Origin of the sequence: Microbacterium sp. Mcb102 (assembly GCF_024519805.1) — a bacterium.
Taxonomy (GTDB): domain Bacteria; phylum Actinomycetota; class Actinomycetes; order Actinomycetales; family Microbacteriaceae; genus Microbacterium.
In genome coordinates this window covers 1,178,869-1,199,134 of the sequence record NZ_JALJRG010000001.1, presented here as the reverse complement: position 1 = coordinate 1,199,134, position 20,266 = coordinate 1,178,869, and the positions used below count along the sequence as shown (strand labels likewise).

Annotated in this window: 16 protein-coding genes; 11 read left to right on the top strand and 5 right to left on the bottom strand. The window is 68.1% G+C overall.

What is annotated here, in order from left to right; translation table 11 throughout:
• Nucleotides 1-39: 39 nt before the first annotated feature.
• Nucleotides 40-852 (bottom strand): ParA family protein, encoded by an 813-nt coding sequence (locus OC372_RS05800; RefSeq protein ID WP_029261541.1) that lies wholly within the window; start codon nt 850-852, stop codon nt 40-42.
• A gap of 93 nt (nt 853-945) precedes the next feature.
• Here OC372_RS05800 and OC372_RS05795 point away from each other — a divergent pair, with 93 nt between their 5' ends.
• From OC372_RS05795 to OC372_RS05785, 3 genes are all read left to right on the top strand, one after another.
• Nucleotides 946-4,353 carry a pyruvate carboxylase gene (locus tag OC372_RS05795; protein ID WP_262001163.1) on the top strand — a complete coding sequence of 1,136 codons (3,408 nt, stop codon included), beginning with the start codon at nt 946-948 and terminating at the stop codon, nt 4,351-4,353.
• A gap of 68 nt (nt 4,354-4,421) precedes the next feature.
• Nucleotides 4,422-6,218, top strand: a complete 1,797-nt coding sequence (locus OC372_RS05790; RefSeq protein WP_258134080.1) for an AAA family ATPase — start codon at nt 4,422-4,424, stop codon at nt 6,216-6,218.
• On the top strand, nt 6,218-6,709 hold the full coding sequence (locus tag OC372_RS05785) for a peptide deformylase (RefSeq protein ID WP_105710201.1): 492 nt from the start codon (nt 6,218-6,220) through the stop codon (nt 6,707-6,709). Before OC372_RS05790 ends, OC372_RS05785 begins: the two co-directional genes overlap by 1 nt.
• Before the next feature lie 62 nt (nt 6,710-6,771).
• Here the strand turns inward: OC372_RS05785 and OC372_RS05780 are convergent, their stop codons facing one another.
• Nucleotides 6,772-8,604 carry an AMP-dependent synthetase/ligase gene (locus tag OC372_RS05780; protein ID WP_262001162.1) on the bottom strand — a complete coding sequence of 611 codons (1,833 nt, stop codon included), beginning with the start codon at nt 8,602-8,604 and terminating at the stop codon, nt 6,772-6,774.
• 150 nt (nt 8,605-8,754) lie between these two features.
• Here OC372_RS05780 and OC372_RS05775 point away from each other — a divergent pair, with 150 nt between their 5' ends.
• A complete protein-coding gene (locus OC372_RS05775; RefSeq protein ID WP_029261546.1) occupies nt 8,755-9,444 on the top strand; it encodes a lysophospholipid acyltransferase family protein in 690 nt (229 codons plus the stop codon).
• Between the two features lie 48 nt (nt 9,445-9,492).
• On the top strand, nt 9,493-10,833 hold the full coding sequence (locus tag OC372_RS05770; RefSeq protein WP_029261547.1) for a class II 3-deoxy-7-phosphoheptulonate synthase: 1,341 nt from the start codon (nt 9,493-9,495) through the stop codon (nt 10,831-10,833).
• Between the two features lie 59 nt (nt 10,834-10,892).
• Here the strand turns inward: OC372_RS05770 and pknB are convergent, their stop codons facing one another.
• Both pknB and OC372_RS05760 read right to left on the bottom strand, forming a co-directional pair.
• Nucleotides 10,893-12,848 carry a Stk1 family PASTA domain-containing Ser/Thr kinase gene (gene pknB, locus OC372_RS05765; protein WP_029261548.1) on the bottom strand — a complete coding sequence of 652 codons (1,956 nt, stop codon included), beginning with the start codon at nt 12,846-12,848 and terminating at the stop codon, nt 10,893-10,895.
• A gap of 77 nt (nt 12,849-12,925) precedes the next feature.
• The gene (locus OC372_RS05760; protein ID WP_262001161.1) at nt 12,926-14,116 is read right to left on the bottom strand and encodes a LysM peptidoglycan-binding domain-containing protein; all 1,191 of its coding nucleotides are present in this window, start codon (nt 14,114-14,116) and stop codon (nt 12,926-12,928) included.
• A 121-nt stretch (nt 14,117-14,237) separates the two neighbouring features.
• Here OC372_RS05760 and OC372_RS05755 point away from each other — a divergent pair, with 121 nt between their 5' ends.
• Nucleotides 14,238-14,606 carry an Rv2175c family DNA-binding protein gene (locus OC372_RS05755; RefSeq protein WP_331280457.1) on the top strand — a complete coding sequence of 123 codons (369 nt, stop codon included), beginning with the start codon at nt 14,238-14,240 and terminating at the stop codon, nt 14,604-14,606.
• Between the two features lie 13 nt (nt 14,607-14,619).
• Here the strand turns inward: OC372_RS05755 and OC372_RS05750 are convergent, their stop codons facing one another.
• Nucleotides 14,620-15,708 carry a polyprenyl synthetase family protein gene (locus OC372_RS05750; protein WP_262001160.1) on the bottom strand — a complete coding sequence of 363 codons (1,089 nt, stop codon included), beginning with the start codon at nt 15,706-15,708 and terminating at the stop codon, nt 14,620-14,622.
• 97 nt (nt 15,709-15,805) lie between these two features.
• Between OC372_RS05750 and OC372_RS05745 the strand changes: the two genes are divergently transcribed.
• From OC372_RS05745 to OC372_RS05725, 5 genes are all read left to right on the top strand, one after another.
• On the top strand, nt 15,806-16,180 hold the full coding sequence (locus tag OC372_RS05745) for a DUF3040 domain-containing protein (RefSeq protein WP_262001159.1): 375 nt from the start codon (nt 15,806-15,808) through the stop codon (nt 16,178-16,180).
• A gap of 244 nt (nt 16,181-16,424) precedes the next feature.
• Complete coding sequence (mraZ, locus tag OC372_RS05740) at nt 16,425-16,856, top strand: division/cell wall cluster transcriptional repressor MraZ (RefSeq protein WP_029261553.1); 432 nt, start codon at nt 16,425-16,427, stop codon at nt 16,854-16,856.
• A gap of 102 nt (nt 16,857-16,958) precedes the next feature.
• Entirely contained in the window at nt 16,959-17,897 is a 939-nt protein-coding gene (rsmH, locus tag OC372_RS05735) for a 16S rRNA (cytosine(1402)-N(4))-methyltransferase RsmH (RefSeq protein ID WP_029261554.1), read from the top strand.
• Complete coding sequence (locus OC372_RS05730; RefSeq protein ID WP_262001158.1) at nt 17,894-18,460, top strand: hypothetical protein; 567 nt, start codon at nt 17,894-17,896, stop codon at nt 18,458-18,460. Before rsmH ends, OC372_RS05730 begins: the two co-directional genes overlap by 4 nt.
• A 25-nt stretch (nt 18,461-18,485) precedes the next feature.
• Nucleotides 18,486-20,255: a peptidoglycan D,D-transpeptidase FtsI family protein gene (locus OC372_RS05725; RefSeq protein WP_105710194.1), complete on the top strand. Its 1,770-nt coding sequence runs from the start codon at nt 18,486-18,488 to the stop codon at nt 20,253-20,255.
• Nucleotides 20,256-20,266: the final 11 nt, after the last annotated feature.

Below are 20,266 nucleotides of genomic sequence, written 5' to 3'. Positions count from 1 at the left end.
TCGATGAGGATGGCCGTTTCGCTGTGCGCGTGGGGAGGATCAGCTCTGTGGACCGCTCTCGGGCACGGCGATCCGACCGGTGCGGATGATCCGGTCGAGAAGTGAATCGAAGTCGGCCGCCAGTTCCTGGGCGGAATCGCCGGGCCAGATGTGCAGCGGCTTGGCGGCACCCTGCGCCTGCTGCAGCGAAGTGCGCTCCGGCAGCTGCGGGGAGAGCACGAGGGGGCCGAACATGTCGCGCAGTTCCTTGATGCGGAACTGGTGCTCGATGGACTGCGGGCGCACGCGGTTCACGACGATGCCGAGAGGCTGCAGCCGGGGAGAGAGACCGCGACGGATCTCCTCGATGGCGCGGAGGGCGCGATCGGCTGCGGCGACGGAGAAGAGACCGGGCTCGGTGACGACCATGACGCGATCGCTCGCGGCCCAGGCGGTGCGGGTCAGGGCGTTCAGCGAGGGCGCGCAGTCGACGAGCACGAGGTCGTAGTCCGCCTCGACGGAGGCGAGCGCCTCCTCGAGCTTCCAGACGTCGCGCACGCTCGGGTGCGGGCCGTCGAAGTTGATCGCAGAAGGGCTCCCGATCAGCACGTCGATGGTGCCGGGGTGGACCTTCGCCCAGCCGCTGGAGGTGATCGCCTGACGGACCACCTTCTCTTTCGGGTTCGCCAGGACGTCGGCGATGTTGAGTCGTCCGGCCACCTGGATGTCCATCCCGGTGGAGACGTCGGACTGCGGGTCGAGGTCGACGACGAGAGTCCGGACGCCTCGGGCGAAAGCCGCTGAGGCCAGCCCGAGTGTCACGGTCGTCTTGCCGACGCCCCCCTTGAGAGAGCTGACGCTGAGTACGTGCACGGACACCACGTTACCTTCCCCTAGGCTGAGGGAACACTCAGCCCCGCCCCATGCGCATCGAAAACGCTGCGCATCGAGCTTTCAGAGGTGTGCATGTTCCAGAAGATCCTTGTGGCGAACCGCGGCGAGATCGCGATCCGCGCATTCCGTGCAGCAGTCGAAGTGGGGGCGCGCACCGTCGCGGTGTTCCCTCATGAGGACCGCGGCTCGGTGCATCGGCTCAAGGCCGACGAGGCCTACGAGATCGGGGAGCGCGGCCATCCGGTGCGCGCATACCTCAACGTCGACGAGATCATCCGCGTCGCTCTCGAATCGGGAGCGGATGCGATCTATCCCGGATACGGCTTCCTCTCGGAGAACCCTGAGCTGGCCGAGAAGGCTGCAGCCAACGGCATCGTGTTCATCGGTCCGCCCTCCAAAGTCCTGGAGATGGCGGGGAACAAGGTCGAGGCGAAGCGTCATGCGATCGAGGCGGGCGTGCCCGTCCTCCGATCCACGGAAGCCTCCGACGACGTCGATGCTCTCGTCGCCCAGGCGGAGGACATCGGGTTCCCGCTCTTCGCCAAGGCGGTCGCCGGCGGCGGCGGTCGCGGCATGCGCCGTGTCGAGACGTTCGGTGATCTCGCCCCCGCGCTGGCCGAGGCCATGCGCGAGGCGGCCAGCGCATTCGGAGACGCCCGGATGTTCCTCGAGCAGGCGGTCGTGCGCCCGCGGCACATCGAGGTGCAGATCCTCGCGGACAAGACCGGCGAGACCGTGCACCTGTTCGAGCGCGACTGCTCGGTGCAGCGACGTCACCAGAAGGTCGTGGAGATCGCTCCGGCTCCGAACCTCGACGACAGCGTCCGCACCGCGCTGCACGGGTACGCGGTCGCGTTCGCGCGGTCCATCGGCTACGAGAACGCCGGCACGGTCGAGTTCCTGCTCGAGACGGCGGGGGAGCGCACGGGCGAGGTCGTCTTCATCGAGATGAACCCGCGCATCCAGGTGGAGCACACGGTCACCGAGGAGGTGACCGACGTCGACCTCGTGCAGAGCCAGATGCGCATCGCGTCCGGGCAGACCCTCGCCGACCTCGGCCTGCAGCAGGAGAACCTGCATCTGCGTGGCGCCGCGCTGCAGTGCCGGATCACGACGGAGGACCCGACGCAGGGCTTCCGCCCCGACACCGGGAAGATCACGACCTACCGCTCGCCCGGTGGCGCCGGCATCCGTCTCGACGGCGGAACCGTCCACCAGGGGGCGCAGATCAGCCCGCACTTCGACTCCATGCTGGCGAAGCTGACCTGCCGTGGTCGCGACTTCCCCGCCGCCGTCGCCCGAGCGCGTCGCGCCCTGGCGGAGTTCCGCATCCGCGGGGTCTCCACCAACATCCCCTTCCTGCAGGCGCTGCTGGAAGACGACGCATTCATCGCGGGCGATGTGAGCACCTCGTTCATCGACGAGCGGCCCGAGCTTCTGCGTGGCCGGGTGTCGAAGGACCGTGGGACGAAGTACTTGAACTGGCTGGTCGATGTCACCGTCAACAAGCCGCACGGCGCCCACCCGGGTGTGATCGATCCCTCGTCGAAGCTGCCGACGGTCGATCTGACCGCGGAACCGCCGGCAGGCTCTCGTCAGCGGCTCCTCGAACTCGGGCCGGAGGGCTTCGCCCGCAGCCTCCGAGAGCAGACCGCACTGGCGATCACCGACACCACCTTCCGGGATGCGCACCAGTCCCTCCTGGCGACCCGGGTCCGCACGAAGGACCTCGTCGCCGCCGCTCCCTACCTGGCGCGGCTGACTCCCGGCCTGCTGTCCGTCGAGGCCTGGGGCGGCGCGACCTACGACGTCGCCCTGCGGTTCCTGGGAGAGGACCCGTGGGAGCGGCTCGACAAGCTGCGTGCCGCATTGCCGAACGTCGCGATCCAGATGCTGCTGCGCGGCCGCAACACGGTCGGCTACACGCCCTACCCGACGGCGGTCACCGAGGCGTTCGTCGCGGAGGCGGCTGCCAGTGGTGTCGACATCTTCCGCATCTTCGACGCGCTCAACGACGTGGAGCAGATGCGACCGGCGATCGAGGCCGTCCGCAAGACGGGCACGGCTGTCGCCGAGGTGGCGCTCTGCTACACCGGCGATCTGCTCGACCCCGCAGAAGACCTCTACACGCTCGACTACTACCTGCGCCTCGCCGACCAGATCGTCGAGGCGGGCGCGCACATCATCGCGATCAAGGACATGGCGGGCCTGCTGCGCCCGGCGGCCGCGGCGAAGCTCGTCGCAGCGCTGCGTGAGCGGTTCGACCTCCCGGTGCATCTGCACACGCACGACACGCCGGGCGGTCAGCTGGCCACGCTCCTCGCAGCTAGCGCCGTCGGCGTCGATGCCGTGGATGCGGCGTCGGCACCTCTGTCCGGCACCACGAGCCAGCCGTCCCTGTCTTCGCTCGTCGCAGCTCTCGCGCACACCGAGCGGGACAGCGGGATCTCGCTCGACGGAGTGTCCGACCTCGAGCCCTACTGGGAAGCGGTGCGTCGGGCGTACGCTCCGTTCGAGTCCGGGCTTCCGGGGCCGACGGGGCGCGTCTACCACCACGAGATCCCCGGCGGTCAGCTCTCGAATCTGCGTCAGCAGGCGAAGGCTCTGGGCCTCGCGGACGACTTCGAGCTCATCGAGGACATGTACGCAGCCGCCGATCGGATCCTGGGACGCGTGCCGAAGGTGACTCCCTCCTCCAAGGTGGTCGGCGACCTGGCCCTTCACCTCGCAGCCGTGAAGGCGGATCCCGCCGACTTCGAGGCCAACCCGGAGAAGTACGACGTGCCGGATTCGGTCGTCGGCTTCATGGCGGGCGAGCTGGGCGATCTGCCCGGCGGGTGGCCGGAGCCCTTCCGGACGAAGGTTCTCGCCGGACGCTCGGTGCGGCTCGGTCTCACGGAGATCACCTCGGAGGACGAGGCAGCACTCGCCGGAACCAGCGCCGAGCGGCGGACACGACTGAACACCCTGCTGTTCCCCGGACCGACCGCGGAATTCGCGCAGCGCCGTGAGCTCTTCGGCGATCTCTCCGTGCTCGACACCAGCGACTACCTCTACGGCTTGGTCGCAGGGCAGGAGCACATGATCGAGATCGATCGGGGAGTGCAGCTCTACGTCGGTATCGAAGCGATCGGTGAAGCGGACGACAAGGGCATGCGGACCGTGATGACGACGCTCAACGGACAGCTCCGCCCCGTGTTCGTGCGCGATCGCTCGATCGTCGTCGACGCGCACGAGGTGGAGAAGGCGGACACCTCTGTTCCCGGGCAGGTCGCGGCTCCGTTCTCGGGCGTCGTGACTCTGAAGGCCGAAGTCGGCGCCGCAGTGCGGGCCGGGGAGCCGGTCGCGTCGATCGAGGCGATGAAGATGGAAGCGGCCATCACCGCGCCGGTCGATGGCGTCATCGAGCGCCATGCGATCGCCGAGACGCAGCAGGTGGATGCCGGAGATCTTTTGGTCGTGATCCGCCCCGCGCACTAACCTTGTGCGGGCGAGGCCTGTGCACCATGTGCGCATACCCGAGGCCCGCACAGGCTGGGAGCGAGATCGTGACACCGAAGAACATCACTGACCCCGACGAGAGCCCGCTGGGGGTGCTCGATGAAGCCGCGTCACTCGACACGGCCGGCATCGGCATCCTCGGCGGGACCGCGCAGGTCAGCGTGACGCTGCCCAAGGACGAGGATGACGACCTCACCGACGACGGGGTCGTCGAGGGAGAGGTGGTCGGCGACCTCGTGATCGACCCTCCCGCTGCCGTGCAATCCGCGGTGGCGACCGCGTCCGCGGCGAAGCCGTTGGCCTCGGGGGAGCCCGCCGTGGAGGCGACCGCCGCTCCGACCGAGCGTGCGGCCCCCGCGAAGAAGCCGAAGAAGCAGAAGGCAGCGGCGAAGACCCCGATCCCGACCCCGGTCCCGGCTCCGAAGAAGGTCGAAGATCTCGGGCGTCCGGCGAGAGGGGTCGACGAGACCGCGGTCGAGAAGCCCGCGGTCGACGAGCCCGAGCCCGAGGCCGAGGTCGTCGAGTCGGCGGTCGTCCACGCCGCCGCGATCGACGAGGCCCCGGTGTCCTCGCCTCCGCTGGTCCATCCGCGTTCGGAGAACATCATCGATGCCGTGGTCATCGAAGAGCCCGACGCCACCGCGCTCGTCGATACGCCGGACGACGACGAGCAGTCCGAAGAGGCGGCCACTGCGGAACGCTTCCTCGCCAGAGCGAAGGCCGATGCCGCACCGGCGCCCGCCGCGTCCGTGCCTGCCCGAGCGTCCGTCGAGAAGGAGAACAGGTCCGTGTCCACTCCCGATGAGAACAAGTCCGTCGCCTCCCAGCCCGTCCGACCCGCTCCGCGCGTCGACGTCACGCTCACGTCCAAACGTCTGGACGACCTGGGCGATGCCTCGAGGGAGTCGGCTGACCTGCTGACCGCCGACCGGCTGCTCGACCCGCACCGGCTCGCGAAGCCCGAACCGGAAGGCGCGTGGAGCCACTTCCTCTATGCCGTCTCCGGGCGGCGCATCAACATCGGAGACGGGCGCCGTGCGCGCGAGCGCAAGGCCCTGTCGGCGCGGATCGCCGCTCCGCTCGCCGGCGGAGCGCGGTTCGTCCCGGTGCTCTCGCGCAAGGGGGGAGTCGGCAAGACGACGATCACCGCGCTGCTCGGCATGGCTCTCGCCGACGCACGCGAGGATCGCGTGATCGCTGTCGACGCCAACCCCGATCGGGGCACGCTCGCGGAGCGCATCGTGCGTCCGCACCACAGCAAGTCCGTGCGCGACCTCGTCCGCATCCATGACGACGTCAAGGGATACCACGACATCTCGGCCATCGTCGCCAGGGACGCGACACGACTCGACGTGCTCGCCTCCGACTCCGACCCGCGCATCGCCGAGGCCTTCAGCGACAGCGACTACCGTGACGTCGCCGGTGTCGCCGCGCACTACTACTCCCTGGTCCTCACAGACACCGGAACCGGCATCGTCCACTCTGTGATGTCGGCGACCCTCGACCTCGCGGATCAGATCGTCATCGTCTCCGGACTCAGCGTCGACGAGGCCCGGCTGGCCTCCGAGACCCTCACCTGGCTCGAGACCAACGGCTATGCGGAGCAGGCGCGCGACGCGATCGTGGTTCTCAACCAGTCGACGCCGGGAACCCCGTTGGTGCGACTGAACGAACTCCAGGCGCACTTCGCCACCCGTGCCCGCAGCGTCGTCCGTGTCCCCTATGACCCGCAGATCGCGGGTGGAGGGACGATCGTGTTCGCGAACCTGCTCCCGGAGACCCGGATCGCCGCCCGAGAGCTGGCGGCACTGCTGGTCGAGGGCCTGCGGGCGAAGGCTGCCTGATGGCGGTTCGTGAGATCCGCATCTTCGGCGACCCGGTTCTGCGCAGCGTCTGTGCACCGATCGACGAGATCGACGACGGTGTGCGGGCGCTCGTGGCGGACCTCGTCGACACCGTCGAACTCCCCGGACGTGCCGGCGTCGCCGCCCCGCAGATCGGTGTCGCGCTCCGCGCCTTCAGCTACAACATCGACGGCGACATCGGGTACGTGCTCAACCCCGTCCTCACCGAGGTGCGCGGTGAACCGCAGCCGACGGGGGAGGGATGCCTCTCGGTTCCCGGCCTCTGGCACGATGCCCAGCGCTACCCGTGGGCGCGCGTCGAGGGCATCGACCTCGACGGTGAGACCGTGGTGCTCGAGGGCGAGGGGCTGCTCGCCCAGGCGCTGCAGCACGAGACCGATCACCTCGACGGCAAGCTCTTCCTGACGCGTCTCGACGCGGAGACCCGCAAGATCGCCATGCGCGAGGTCCGCGAGAGCGCCTGGTTCTGAACATACGAAGAAGGGCCCCGCGTGAGCGGGGCCCTTCTTCGTGAAGATCGTCCGTCGAAGCGTCAGCCGCCGATCGCCACGTTGGTCGTGGCGACGGGCTCGTCGTAGATCGCGGCGATCTCGTCGGCGAAGTCGTTCATGATGACGTTGCGCTTGATCGAGAGCTTCGGCGTCAGGTGACCGGAAGCCTCCGTCCACTCCGAGTCGAGGATCGTGAACTTCCGGATCGACTCGGCACGCGAGACGTGGGCGTTCGCGATGTCCACCGCTCGCTGCACCTCGGCGCGGACAGCGGCGTTCTTGGACGCGTCCTCGAGCGACATCTTCGCCTCGAGGCCGTTGTTCGCGAGCCACGTCGGGAGCATCTCGGGGTCGAGGGTGACGAGTGCCGAGATGAACGGACGCTGGTCGCCCACCACGACGACCTGTCCGATGATCGGGTTGGCGCGGATCGGGTCCTCGAGTGCTGCGGGAGCGACGTTCTTGCCGCCGGCGGTGACGATGATCTCCTTCTTGCGTCCGGTGATCGTGAGGAAGCCCTCGGGGTCGAAGCTGCCGATGTCACCGGTGTGGAACCAGCCACCCTCGCTGAAGGCTTCCGCCGTCGCTTCGGGGTTGTTCCAGTACTCCTTGAACACGTTGATGCCGCGCACTTCGATCTCGTCGTCGTCGGCGAGGCGCACGCCCACACCCGGGAGCGCAGGGCCGACGGTCCCGATCTTGGACTTGTCCGCCAGGTTCACCGTCGCGGGTGCCGTCGTCTCGGTGAGACCGTATCCCTCGAGGATGACCACGCCGAGGCTGTGGAAGAAGTGACCCAGCCGCGAGCCCAGGGGAGCGGAGCCCGAGACGGCATACACGACGTTGCCGCCCATCGCCTCGCGGAGCTTGCTGTACACGAGCTTGTTGAAGAGGGCGAACTTGAGCTTCATCCCGAACGGGATCTTCTTGCCCGCCTCCAACAGCTTCGAGTGCTCGATGGCGACATCGGCCGCGGCGCGGAAGATCTTGCCCTTGCCCCCGGCCTCGGCCTTCTGCTCGGCGGAGTTGTACACCTTCTCGAACACGCGGGGCACGGCGAGAAGGAAGGTGGGCTTGAACGACCCGAGCGCGGGCAGGAGCTGGCGCGTATCCGGCTGGTGACCGGTGCGCACCCCGGCGTGGATGTCGAGGATCGAGATGAAGCGCGCGAACACGTGCGCCGTGGTGATGAAGAGCAGCGTGGACGCGCCGGGGGTCTGTACGACGGCGTCGAGCGCCTTGGCCGAGTTGCGGGACAGCTCGACGAAGTTGCTGTGCGTGAGCACGCACCCCTTCGGCCGCCCGGTCGAGCCGGAGGTGTAGATGAGCGTCGCGATGTCGGAACCGACGGCGAGGGTGCGGCGTCGTTCGATCTCCGCATCGGTCACCGAGGCGCCCTGAGCGGTCAGGGTGTCGATGGCCCCGAGGTGCAGCTGCCAGACCTCGCGGAGCAGCGGCAGGTCCCCGCGCACCTCATCGACGCGTGCGAAGTGCTCGGAGGTCTCCACGATCAGAGCGATCGCACCGGAGTCTTCGAGGATCCACTGGATCTGCGACGGCGAGCTGGTCTCGTAGATCGGCACCATCACCGCGCCGGCGTAGAAGAGCGCGAAATCCACGAGCGTCCACTCGTACGTCGTGCGTGCGAGGAAGCCGACCTTCTCGCCGGGCTGGATGCCGGCCGCGGCGAAGCCCTTCGCCAGAGCGACGACGGCCGTCTGGAAGTCGGCTGCGGAGATGTCGCGCCAGCCGTCGCCGTCGGGCACGGAGAAGAGCGCACGATCCGGAGTGGCTTCGACGCGCTTCACCAGCAGGTCGGCGACGTTCGCGTCGGGATCGGCGGGGACGATCGCGGGGACTTCAAACTGGACCACGGCAGCTCCTTCGGTACCGGTCGGGCACGGGTGTCCTTCGAGTGTAGGGCATGGAATCGGGTCGCGCCCGAGGTGAGACTCAGTCGCTCCTGAGGTCGAGAACGCGAGATCTCCGAGGCACGGGGCGCGGCGGCGCTAGACTTCACCTCGATGTTCTACTGGCTGATGAAGTACGTCGTAATCGGCCCCGTGGTCAAGGGTGTCTTCCGCCCCTGGATCGTGGGGCGGAACAACGTGCCCGCGAACGGTGCAGCGATCCTCGCGAGCAACCACCTCTCCTTCGCCGATTCCATCTTCCTGCCGCTGGTCATCGACCGGTCGATGTCCTTCCTCGCGAAGAGCGACTACTTCACCGGGCGCGGACTCAAAGGCTGGGCGACGAAGTTCTTCATGAAGGCCACCGGTCAGATCCCGATCGACCGGTCCGGCGGCAAGGCCTCGGAGGCCTCCCTGAACACGGGGCTTCAGGTGCTCGGCGGTGGCGACCTGCTCGGCATCTACCCCGAGGGCACGCGCAGCCCCGACGGCAAGCTGTACCGCGGTCGAACGGGCATCGCCCGGATGGCGCTCGAGGCGAAGGTCCCCGTAGTCCCCGTGATCATGGTCGACACCGACACGGCCATGCCGATCGGCAGGCGGCTGCCGCGCATCGTGCGCGTCGGCATCGTGATCGGGGAGCCTCTCGACTTCTCCCGGTACGCCGGCATGGAGAACGACCGCTACATCCTCCGATCGGTCACCGACGAGATCATGGTGGCCCTGCAGCGCCTCGGCGAGCAGACCTACGAGGACGTCTACGCGTCGACGGTCAAAGACCGCCTCCCGACCCGCGTCACATAGCCCTCGGCGCGCGTCTGGGCAGTACGCGCGACCACTAGGCTGGAACGCATGCTCCCGCACCACATCGAAGCCCTTGATGCATGGCGCTCGCTTCCCATCAAGCAGCAGCCGCAGTGGCCCGACGCGGACCGCGTCGCCGACGTCTCCCGTCAGATCGCAGGCCTCCCGCCGCTGGTGTTCGCGGGTGAGGTCGACAACCTCCGCGAGCGCCTCGCGCGCGCCGCCTCCGGGCAGGCGTTCCTCCTGCAAGGCGGAGACTGCGCCGAGACCTTCGCGGGAGCGACGGCCGAGCAGATCCGCAATCGCATCAAGACGGTGCTGCAGATGGCCGTGGTGCTGACCTACGGTGCGTCGATGCCGATCGTCAAGATGGGCCGCATGGCCGGTCAGTTCGCCAAGCCGCGCTCCAGCGACAACGAGACGCGTGGCGAGGTCACCCTGCCCGCGTACCGCGGCGACATCGTGAACGGCTACGACTTCACCGAGGGATCCCGCACGGCGGACCCTGCTCGTCTCCTGCAGGGGTACCACACGGCGGCATCCACGCTGAACCTGATCCGTGCGTTCACGCAGGGTGGGTTCGCCGACCTCCGCGAGGTGCACTCGTGGAACAAGGGCTTCGCGCAGAACCCGGCCAACCAGCGTTACGAGCGTATGGCGGCCGAGATCGACCGTGCGATCAAGTTCATGGAGGCGGCGGGTGCCGACTTCGATGAGCTCAAGCGAGTGGAGTTCTTCACCGGCCACGAGGGCCTGCTGATGGACTACGAGCGTCCGATGACGCGCATCGACTCGCGCACCGACACCCCGTACAACACCTCCGCACACTTCCTCTGGATCGGCGAGCGCACGCGAGAGCTCGACGGCGCGCACGTCGACTACTTCTCCAAGATCCGCAACCCGATCGGAGTGAAGCTCGGACCGACGACGACGCCCGAGACCGCGCTCGCCCTGATCGACAAGCTCGACCCCGAGCGCGAGCCCGGTCGGCTCACCTTCATCACGCGGATGGGTGCGGGCAAAATCCGCGACGCTCTGCCGCCGCTGCTCGAGGCCGTCCGTGACTCCGGGGCACAGCCGCTGTGGGTCACCGACCCGATGCACGGCAACGGCATCACCACGCCGACCGGATACAAGACCCGTCGCTTCGACGACGTCGTCGACGAGGTGCGCGGCTTCTTCGAGGCGCACCGTGCGGTCGGCACGTTCCCGGGCGGGATCCACGTCGAGCTCACCGGGGACGACGTCACCGAGTGCCTCGGCGGGTCCGAGCAGATCGACGAGGCCGCGCTGGCGACCCGCTACGAGAGCCTGTGCGACCCGCGCCTGAACCACATGCAGTCGCTGGAGCTGGCGTTCCTCGTGGCCGAGGAGCTCGAGAAGCGCTGACGCTGTAGACGAAGAGGGGGCCGGAATCGGATTCCGGCCCCCTCTTCGTGCGTCCGGCCTCAGCCGGAGAAGCTCATCGTGAGGGTGATGGTCGTACCCTTGCGCTGGGCGTCGGTCGGGCTGTACGACTCGACCTTCGTGTTCTCGTTGGCGAAGAGATCCCACACCGAGTCCGGGAGTCCGGTGCCGCTCGTGTAGGACCACTTGAAGCCGGCGTCGTTGAGCGCACGCGTCGCTTCGTCACGGGTCTTCCCGGACACATCGGGCACGTCGAACAGCGGGGGGCCCTGGGAGATGATGAGCTGCACGGTCTCGCCGGGGCGCCACGCGCCTTCGGTCGGTCGATCCGCGATCCCGATGACCCGGTCCTTTCCGATGCCGTCACTGGTCTGGTACAGGCTCTCCGGATTGACCTTCAGCCCCTTGCCTGTGAGCGCGTCCGTGGCCTGGGCGACGCTGAGGTCGCTGACATCGGGAACCGCGCCGCGCGACACCTGGATCGTCGCTGTGTCGGTCTCATGTACCGTGCAGCCCTCGGCGCAGCCGAACGCGTCTCCGCCGTCGCGCGGCGTGATGCGGACATTGATGACCTTGCCGTCGTCGAGGTCGCCGAAGTACTCCTCGTCGTCCGTGAGTTCGAGGTTGGCCGCCTGCAGCGCCGCGCGGACGTCGTCCGACGCCACGCCGGCGACCGGGGCGATGTCGTGGGATGCAGGACCCGATGACACCACGACCGTGACGGTCGTCCCCTTGTCGAGGCGGGCACCTTCTTCGGGGTCGGTCTCTATCACCGCACCGGCCTCGACATCGACGGAAGGCTCGTCCTTCTGCGTCGGGACGAACCCGGCGTCGACCAGGAGGGCCGCGGCCTCGTCGTACGTCTTGCCGGCGACACCCGGCACGGCGATCAGTGAGCCGGGGCCGGATCCGAACCACCAGCCCACACCGCCGGCGAGCACCGCCAACAGCAGCACCAGTGTCAGGAGGAACGCTCCGCGGGCCCGGCGCTTCGACGCTCGGCGTCGAAGGAGCGTCGCGTTGTCGATCTCGGCAGGGACCGGTGCAGTCGGATCCGCGATGACCATCGTCCCCGGCATCACCTTGGTGAGGTCTCCGGAGTCGGCATGGCTGTGTTGCGGAGCGGTCGCTCTCGCTGCGGTCGGGGTGACACCGAGTTCGCGCTCGATGGCACGCAGGCGCTCAAGCATCTGCTGGGCGTCGTCCGGTCGCTCGTCGGGAGACTTCTCCGTCGCCCAGAGCACGAGTTCGTCGAGCTGTTCCGGCACGGCGGGGTTGCGCACGCTCGGACGCGGCACCGACTCGGTGGCGTGCTGGAACGCGATCTGCATGGGCTGCTCGCCCTTGTAGGGCTGCTCGCCGACGAGCATCTCGTACAGCATGATGCCGAGGGCATAGATGTCGCTGCGGGCGTCCGCGGTCCCGCGGGTCACCAGCTCGGGGGCGAGGTAGGCGATCGTCCCGAGCAGCTGCTGCCCGGTCGCCGTGTTCGCCGTGGTCGCTCTGGCCAGCCCGAAGTCGCCGATCTTGATGCGGCCGTCCTCCGCGAGGAGCACGTTCTCCGGCTTGACGTCGCGGTGCACGATTCCGGCGCGATGCGCGGCCGAGAGCCCGGCGAGGATCGCATCCATGATCGTGATCGTCTGCGGGATGGTGAGTCGCTTCTGCTCACGCAGCAGCTCGCGCAGCGTGATGCCGGGCAGATACTCCATCACGAGGTAGGCGAGTTCGCCGTCCTGCCCCTGATCGAAGACGTTGACGACGTGCGGATCCGCCAGCCTGGCGGCTGCGCGGGCCTCCTGGATGAAGCGGCTCTGGAATGCCGAATCGTCGCTGAGGTGGGCGTGCATGACCTTGAGCGCGATGCGCCGCTCGAGGCGGAGGTCGGTGGCGACGTAGACCGTCGCCATCCCTCCGCGAGCGATCCGAGCACGGACGCGGTAGCGACCGTCGACAAGCCGCCCGATGAGGGGGTCGGCCTGCTGATTGGTCGTCACGTCAGAATTCTATTGAGAACTGCCTGAAAGACAGGGGAGCGGCTCACCTCTCGGCCCTGCGGATTTTATGGAAGTGGTCAGCCGTGGAGGGCGAGCCAGCTGTAGGCCTGCGTCTCCCACTGCCCGTACTTGTCCGGATACGCGGAGATCTGCACGGCCTGAGCGGCGGATGTGAACGGCATGCTCTCCCACCCGGCGATGTCGAGCAGACCGCGCGTCATGTGTCCGTTCGGGTCGTTCCGCCCGCCGTAGAAGACGCGGGTGCTCCGGTCGGCGTCCATGATCTGCGCCGGCGTTCCCCACCCGGTGCTCGGACGCTGCTGGAAGATGCCGAGCGAATCGCGGTCACCCCAGTCGAGGTTGCGGAGACCCGATTCCACCATGCCGGTCGCGAGTGCGAGGGCGATTCCCCGATCGGGGATGCCGAGCTCTCGACCGACGCGGATGATGAGCGCGGCGTTCGCCGCCTGCTCGCTGTCGAGGGTCGCGGACCGCTGTCCGCCCACCGTGGCTGTTGCCGCTGCGGGAGGTGCGGCAACAGGTGCCGCACGAACGGCGAGCTTCTGCCCGGGGTAGATGATCGAGGACGGGCCCAGTCCGTTCAGGGCGAACACCGTCTGCGTGGTGATGCCGTACTTCTGGGCGATCCCGTAGACGGTGTCGCCGGCGACGACCATGTGCGATGCCGTGGCGGCGGGCGTGGGCGCGGACGCCGGTGCTGCTGCCGGTGCGGCGGCGGGCGCAGCCGAGCCGGTCACCGCCAGGGCCTGTCCGGGGTAGATCACCGATGCGCGCGTGAGCCCGTTCGCAGCCAGGACCGCATCGACGGTGGTTCCGTACTTCTGCGCGATGGCGTACACGGTGTCGCCCGCGACCACCTTGTGCGAGGTGGAGGTCGCAGCAGCAGGAGCGGGAGCAGGGGCGGGAGACGCAGCGGCTGTCCGCAGCGTCAGCGTCTGGCCCGGGTAGATCACCGAGCGCCAGGAGAGATGATTCCAGGCGAGCACGTCGACGGTGCGGAGTCCGAAACGCGAGGCGATCGATGAGACCGTGTCGCCCGGTCGCACGACATAGCTCGCGGGCGCTGCCTGTGCCGGCACCACGCGCACGGGCATGCTGCGGTGGCGCTCGACCGGAGCGAGATCTGTGGTCGTCGCGGCGGCTTCGGCCGGCGCGGCGGTGAGAGTGGCGGCGAGAGCGCCGAGCACGGCGGCGGGCACTCCGAACTGCAGGCTTCGCGTCCGACGCGTGGCGGTCTTGGTTCTCAAGGCGGGCCCCCTTTTCGAGCACTTCACGCTGACACGGATGTAAACGGAAGTCAACAGAAGTGACGCAAGTGAAGGATGTGACTGGAGGGGCGACATGCGATGCCTCTGCAGAGATGAGATAGTGGGCAACGTGTCTGAGAACGTTGCTGGAACCCCTGCCGCCGCTGACGTCGAGTGGCTGACGATGCCCGATCTCGTCGAGGTGCTCGACGAGCCCCTCGGTCGTGTCCGCCGCCTGATCGACGACCACTATCTGGTCGGGTCGCGTCGCAGCGGCACCTTCGCGGTTCCGGCGGTGTTCATCGTCGACGGGCATCCGCTCAGCTCGCTGCGGGGGACGATCATCGTGCTGCAGGATGCCGGCTTCTCCGACGATGAGCTGATCGACTGGCTCCTCACGGAGGAGGAGACCCTCGGTCGCTCGCCGATCGACGCGCTGCTGGCCGGGCACAAGAGCGCGGTCCGGCGGCTCGCGCGCACCCTCGCCTGAGACGGGTTCCGCGTCAGGCGGAGCGGACGGTGGCGGCTCGCGCCAGCTCGCGCAGCTCGCCGACTGCCGCGTTGTCGAGGCGAGCACCCGATAGCGCGCGATCCGCTTCGCGCGCATAATCGGCGATCATCGCCTCCACCCGGTCCAGTGCACCGGAGTCGGTGATGGTGGCCTGCAGGAACGACACCTGCTGCGCGGTCAGCTCCGGGTCGCCGAGCATCTCGTCGAGAAGATTCCGCGCCGACGGGTCGAGGGCCTGCCGGGTGAGGGCGATGAGTACCGTGCGCTTTCCCTCTCGAAGATCATCCCCGGCCGGCTTGCCCGTGACGGACGCGTCTCCGAAGACCCCGAGCACGTCGTCGCGGAGTTGGAAGGCCATGCCGATCGGGTGGCCGAAGCGACGCAGCGCCGCCGTCTGATCGGGCTCGGCGCCGGCGAGGGCCGCGCCCAGGACCAGAGGCTGCTCGATGCTGTACCTGGCGGACTTCAGCGACGCCACGCGCAGCGCTCGCTCGGCATGGAGTCCACCGTCGTTGACGCTCCAGGCCGACTCCTCGGCGATGTCGAGAAACTGCCCCGTGGTCACGTCTCGGCGCATCCTGGCGTACTCGGAGCGCACGTCCCCGGCGTGCGGGAGCCCCTTGAGGGCGGACTCGAGCAGGTCGTCGCTCCAGGCGACGAGGAGATCACCGAGGAGGATCGCGGAAGCGCGGCCGAAGGCCTCAGCATCGCCGGACCAGCCGGCCGAACGGTGCGACTCCTCGAGGGCGCGGTGGGCGGCCGGGCGGCCGCGGCGCGTGTCCGAGTTGTCGATCAGATCGTCATGGACGAGCGCGGCCGATTGAAAGATCTCCAACGCGGTGCAGATGTCCCAGAGGGCATCCGTCTCGGTCGCGGTGCGATCGCTGAATCGGCTGACGGCCCGCCACCCGGCGTGGCAGAACCGGGCGCGCAACCGCTTCCCTCCTTCGAGCGTGCCGGCAGCGGCATCGAAGAAGGAGGCGGCATCCGGGCCGTACTCCGAGGATTCCTCGCGCATCCGAGTGAGGAATCGGTCGAGGCGTGCGGCGACCGCACCGGGAACGGGGGAGGAAGTCGGCACGACTCCCAGCATACGTAAAGCAAGGGGACGCCGAACTGCTAGCCCCGGACGCCCGGGCGCGCGTAGAATGGAACGCACGATACCCGAGGGGGACGAAATGCCACTCTCCGAACAGGAGCAGCGTCTGCTCGACGAGATGGAACGCCATCTCCTTCACAACGATGCCGACGTGGTCACCGCGCCGTCCGGCGACCGTGCACTGAGCTACCGAAATCTGGTCTACGGGGCTCTTCTCCTGCTCGCCGGAGTCGGCGGCCTCGTGGCCGGCGTCATCCTCGGCAGCGTGTGGGGCATCGTGGTCGGTGTGATCGGATTCGCGGCGATGCTCGCCGGAGTCATGGTCGCCGTCACACCCGTGCGTCGAGCGACTCCCGCCGAGCCGCGAGAGCGTTCCGCCCCGAAGCGTCAGGATTCCGCCTCGTTCATGGACCGTATGAATGATCGCTGGGATCGGCGCCAGGACGGTCACTGACCCCCCGCAGATTTTCACGACAGAAGCCCGGATGCTGAGCATCCGGGCTTCTGTCGTTAACGCGCGCGCCGCTCTGCTCCTCCACTGAGCCTCCACCTTCCTCCACCGCGGAATTCCGCGGTTCTTCGGCGCGCCCTTCGGGCCGATGGTGCGATATCTGCGGATTGGTCGTAGGTAAGTGGAGGAAAGTGGAGTAAAGTGGGGCGCACCTCGAGTTGGCCGGACGGAGAGGGGGTGGTGGCCGATGCTGCTGGGTACGCACTCACCCAAGCTGGACGACAAAGGACGGGTCATCCTTCCTGCGAAGTTCCGCGAAGACCTCGGCGGCGGCATCGTCGTCACCCGAGGCCAGGAACGCTGCCTCTACGTCTTCAGCACGGCCGAGTTCGAGGCGATGCACGAGCGGATCCGTCAGGCCCCGCTCGCCAACAAGCAGGCGCGTGACTTCATGCGACTGTTCCTCTCCGGAGCGAGCGCGGAGATGCCCGACAGCCAGAACCGCATCACCATCCCCGCGCACCTGCGTCAGTACGCAGGTCTGCAGAAAGAGCTCATCGTCACCGGAGTCGGCGCACACGCCGAGATCTGGGATGCCGAGAGCTGGAACACCTACCTCGCCGCCGGCGAGGAGACCTACTCGGACCTCGAGCAGGAGGTGATTCCGGGACTCTTCTGACCACGGCTGTGATGCCCCGCCGCTCCCGCCCCGACACACTTCCCCGGTGCCGGGTCGAGAAGCGGAGGGGGATCAGAGCCGAAGGTCACCCCGAGAAAGATCATGAACCTCCGAGACATTCACACCCCCGTACTGCTCGACCGCTGCGTCGAGCTGCTCGCTCCCGCCCTCCAGGCGGACGGAGCGGTGCTCGTCGATGCCACGCTCGGCATGGGCGGCCACTCGGAGGCGCTGCTCGAGCGCTTCCCGAACATCCGCCTCGTCGGACTAGACCGCGACACCGACGCCCTGCGCATCGCGGGGGAGCGGCTCGCGCGCTTCAAAGACCGCGTGACGCTCGTGCATACGGTGTACGACGAGATCGGCCTGCACGCCCAGGGCGCCGCGGGCATCCTCTTCGACCTCGGCGTCTCCTCGCTGCAGCTGGACGAGGCCGAGCGAGGATTCGCGTACTCGAAGGATGCTCCGCTCGACATGCGTATGGATCAGACCAAGGGCGTCACGGCGGCCGACGTCATCGCGACGTACAACGAGGGCAACCTGCGTCGCATCTTCGAGCGGTACGGCGAGGAGAAGCTCGCCGGCCGTTATGCGCGCTTCATCATCGATGCCCGGCAGAAGCAGCCGATCACCCGCTCCGGCCAGCTGGTCGAGATCCTGATCGCCGCGACTCCGGCAGCCGCTCAGCGCGCCGGGCACCCGGCCAAGCGTGTGTTCCAGGCCCTGCGCATCGAGGTGAACACCGAGCTCAACGTGCTCGCCGATGCCATCCCGTCCGCGATGGATGCGCTCGGCGTCGGCGGACGCATCGTCGTGATGTCGTACCAGTCGCTCGAGGACCGTCTGGTCAAGCAGGCGTTCGCCGCCGCCGCAGCCTCGACCGCTCCGGCAGGGCTCCCCGTCGAGCTTCCCGAGCATGCTCCGAAGTTCCGCATCCTCACCAAGGGGGCAGAACTCGCCTCCGACGAAGAACGCGCGCGCAACCCGCGGGCGATACCGGTGCGGCTCCGCGCCGCCGAGAAGCTGCGGGAGAGCGCATGAGCCTGAACGCCGTCGTCCGCAAACCGGTCCAGCCGGTCGCACCCGCCCGCGAGCCGCAGCGGAGACTTCAGCCCGTCAGCTCGCCTGCCGTCCGCCGCAAGCCCAAGCTCGCCTACGCACTCGTCGCCCTCAGCGGTGCGCTGGCGATCGGCGCGGCTCAGGTCGCGCTGTCGCTCGCGATCACACAGGACTCGTTCACACTCGCCGGTCTCTCGTCCCAGCAGCGTGAGCTGAGTCTGCAGACGCACGCTCTCCAGGAGGAGCTCACCGGTCTGAGCTCACCGCAGGTGCTCGCCAACAGCGCTGCGGGACTCGGGATGGTGGTGGCGGGATCGCCGTCGTACCTGCGTCTGAGCGATGGCGCGGTGTTCGGCACCGGGGCGGGAGCGGACTGGACGTCGACCGTGAACCCGGGTGGAGCGGGTGCAGTGAGCAACTCACTGATCGTCAAGCCCGCGCCGACGGAGACGAAGACGGCAACAGATGACGGCCCCTCGGACGCGACGACCCAAGATCTGCCGCCGGCGATCACCGACGGACTCCCGAGCCCCACCACACGCTGAACGCCCACGATCGACGGAGAGACCCATGACGACACGAGCCACCCGCGGACCGCGGCGACGCACCGTCGTCGCCCTCGCCGTCATCCTGTCCGTGCTGGCGGCCTTCGTGGTGCGTCTGGTCGACATCCAGGTCGTGAGCGCCGACGAGCACGTCGCTCAGTCGCTCACCAAGATCGGCGCGGGCGACAAGATCCCGGGTCAGCGCGGATCGGTCGTCGACGCCGGTGGAACGGTCCTCGCCTCGAGCGTGCTCGTGTACGACGCGCAACTCAGCCCGCTCGTCATCAACCAGTTCGAAGAGAAGGACCCGAAGGTTCCCTGGGCGGAAGCGTCCGAGAAGATCGCGGCGATCACCGGGCAGACCGGCGACGAGGTCCGCGCGCTCGTCGCCGATGCACTCGCGAAGGATTCGCAGAGTCAGTACGCACCGCTGAAGAAGTCCCTCACCACCGAGCAGTACATCGAGCTGCGTGACCTGAAGCTCGCCTACCTCCACATGGAGGGACGGGAGACCCGGGTGTACCCGAACGGCGCGGTCGCCGGCAACATCCTCGGCTTCCTCGACGGCTCCGGAACGGCGCAGGCCGGTGTCGAGCAGCTGGGCGAAGAGTGCCTGGCGCCGATCGACGGCGAGGAGTCCTATCGCCGCGGCGCGAACGGCGTCGTGATCCCGGGAAGCGAGCGCACGGTGGATGCCGTGGACGGCGGCTCGGTGCAGTTGACCATCAACAGCGATCTGCAGTGGTACCTGCAGCAGATGGTCGGCGAAGAGGCGCGCAAGCAAGGAGCGAAGGGCGGCACCGTCACCGTCGTCGAGGCGAAGACGGGGAAGATCCGTGCGGCGGCGGAGTGGCCGTCCCTGGACCCCAACGACCTCGACTCCTCGACACCCGAGACGCGATACAGCCAGATCTTCCACCGGGACTTCGAGCCGGGATCGACGTTCAAAGCCATCACCGCCGCCGCCGTCATCGAAGGCGCAGGGCTGACGCCCCTGAGCACGGTCACCGCGTCGTCGCGGGAGACATTCCCCAACGGCGCCGTGATCAACGATGCGTTCAACCACCCGGCGTACAACTACACCCTCGCCGGTGGACTCATCGACTCCTCGAACGTGGCGCTGTCGAAGTTCGGCACCAAGGTGAGTCCCGAGGTGCGCTACGACTACCTGGAGCGGTTCGGGGTCGGCGACAAGACGATCGACTTCCCCTCCGAGGTCGGGGGAACACTGCACCCGGTCAGCGAATGGGACAGCCAGTCGCTCTACACGACGACCTTCGGCCAGTACTACACGGTCACAGCCGCGCAGCTCGCCGGCGCGTACCAGGCGATCGCCAACGGCGGCGAGAAGATCGATCTCTCGCTGGTCGAGTCCTGCACCAAATCGGACGGCACCGTCGCCGCGCCCGACAAGCCGAAGCACGAGCAGATCATCGAGAAGCAGACCGCGGCCGAGATCACCCGGATGCTCGAGAACGTGGCCGTTCAGGGCGGTAACGCCGAGCGGATCCAGGTGCCCGGCTACCGTGTGACCAGCAAGACCGGTACCGCTCAGGTCGCAGACCCCGTCAACGGCGGCTACAAGAACGGCGTGTACTACACCAGCATGGTGGGCTTCGCGCCGGTGGACGATCCCCAGTACGTCGTCGTGGTCACCCTCGATGAGCCGACTAAGGTTGTATCGTCCGCGGCCACCGCATCCGCCTTCCAGAAGGCGATGACGCAGGTGATGAAAACGTATCGCGTGATGCCGTCCTCTGTCCCGATGGACGAGCTCCTTCCCAAGTTCGGATAGTCGGCGAGAGC

Coding starts and splice junctions, on each gene's coding strand:
- OC372_RS05795 (WP_262001163.1), top strand. CDS start 946: ATGTTCCAGAAGATCCTTGTGGCGAACCGCGGCGAGATCGCGATCCGC.
- OC372_RS05725 (WP_105710194.1), top strand. CDS start 18,486: ATGACGACACGAGCCACCCGCGGACCGCGGCGACGCACCGTCGTCGCC.
- OC372_RS05745 (WP_262001159.1), top strand. CDS start 15,806: ATGCCACTCTCCGAACAGGAGCAGCGTCTGCTCGACGAGATGGAACGC.
- mraZ (WP_029261553.1), top strand. CDS start 16,425: ATGCTGCTGGGTACGCACTCACCCAAGCTGGACGACAAAGGACGGGTC.
- OC372_RS05770 (WP_029261547.1), top strand. CDS start 9,493: ATGCTCCCGCACCACATCGAAGCCCTTGATGCATGGCGCTCGCTTCCC.
- OC372_RS05730 (WP_262001158.1), top strand. CDS start 17,894: ATGAGCCTGAACGCCGTCGTCCGCAAACCGGTCCAGCCGGTCGCACCC.
- rsmH (WP_029261554.1), top strand. CDS start 16,959: ATGAACCTCCGAGACATTCACACCCCCGTACTGCTCGACCGCTGCGTC.
- OC372_RS05775 (WP_029261546.1), top strand. CDS start 8,755: ATGTTCTACTGGCTGATGAAGTACGTCGTAATCGGCCCCGTGGTCAAG.
- OC372_RS05785 (WP_105710201.1), top strand. CDS start 6,218: ATGGCGGTTCGTGAGATCCGCATCTTCGGCGACCCGGTTCTGCGCAGC.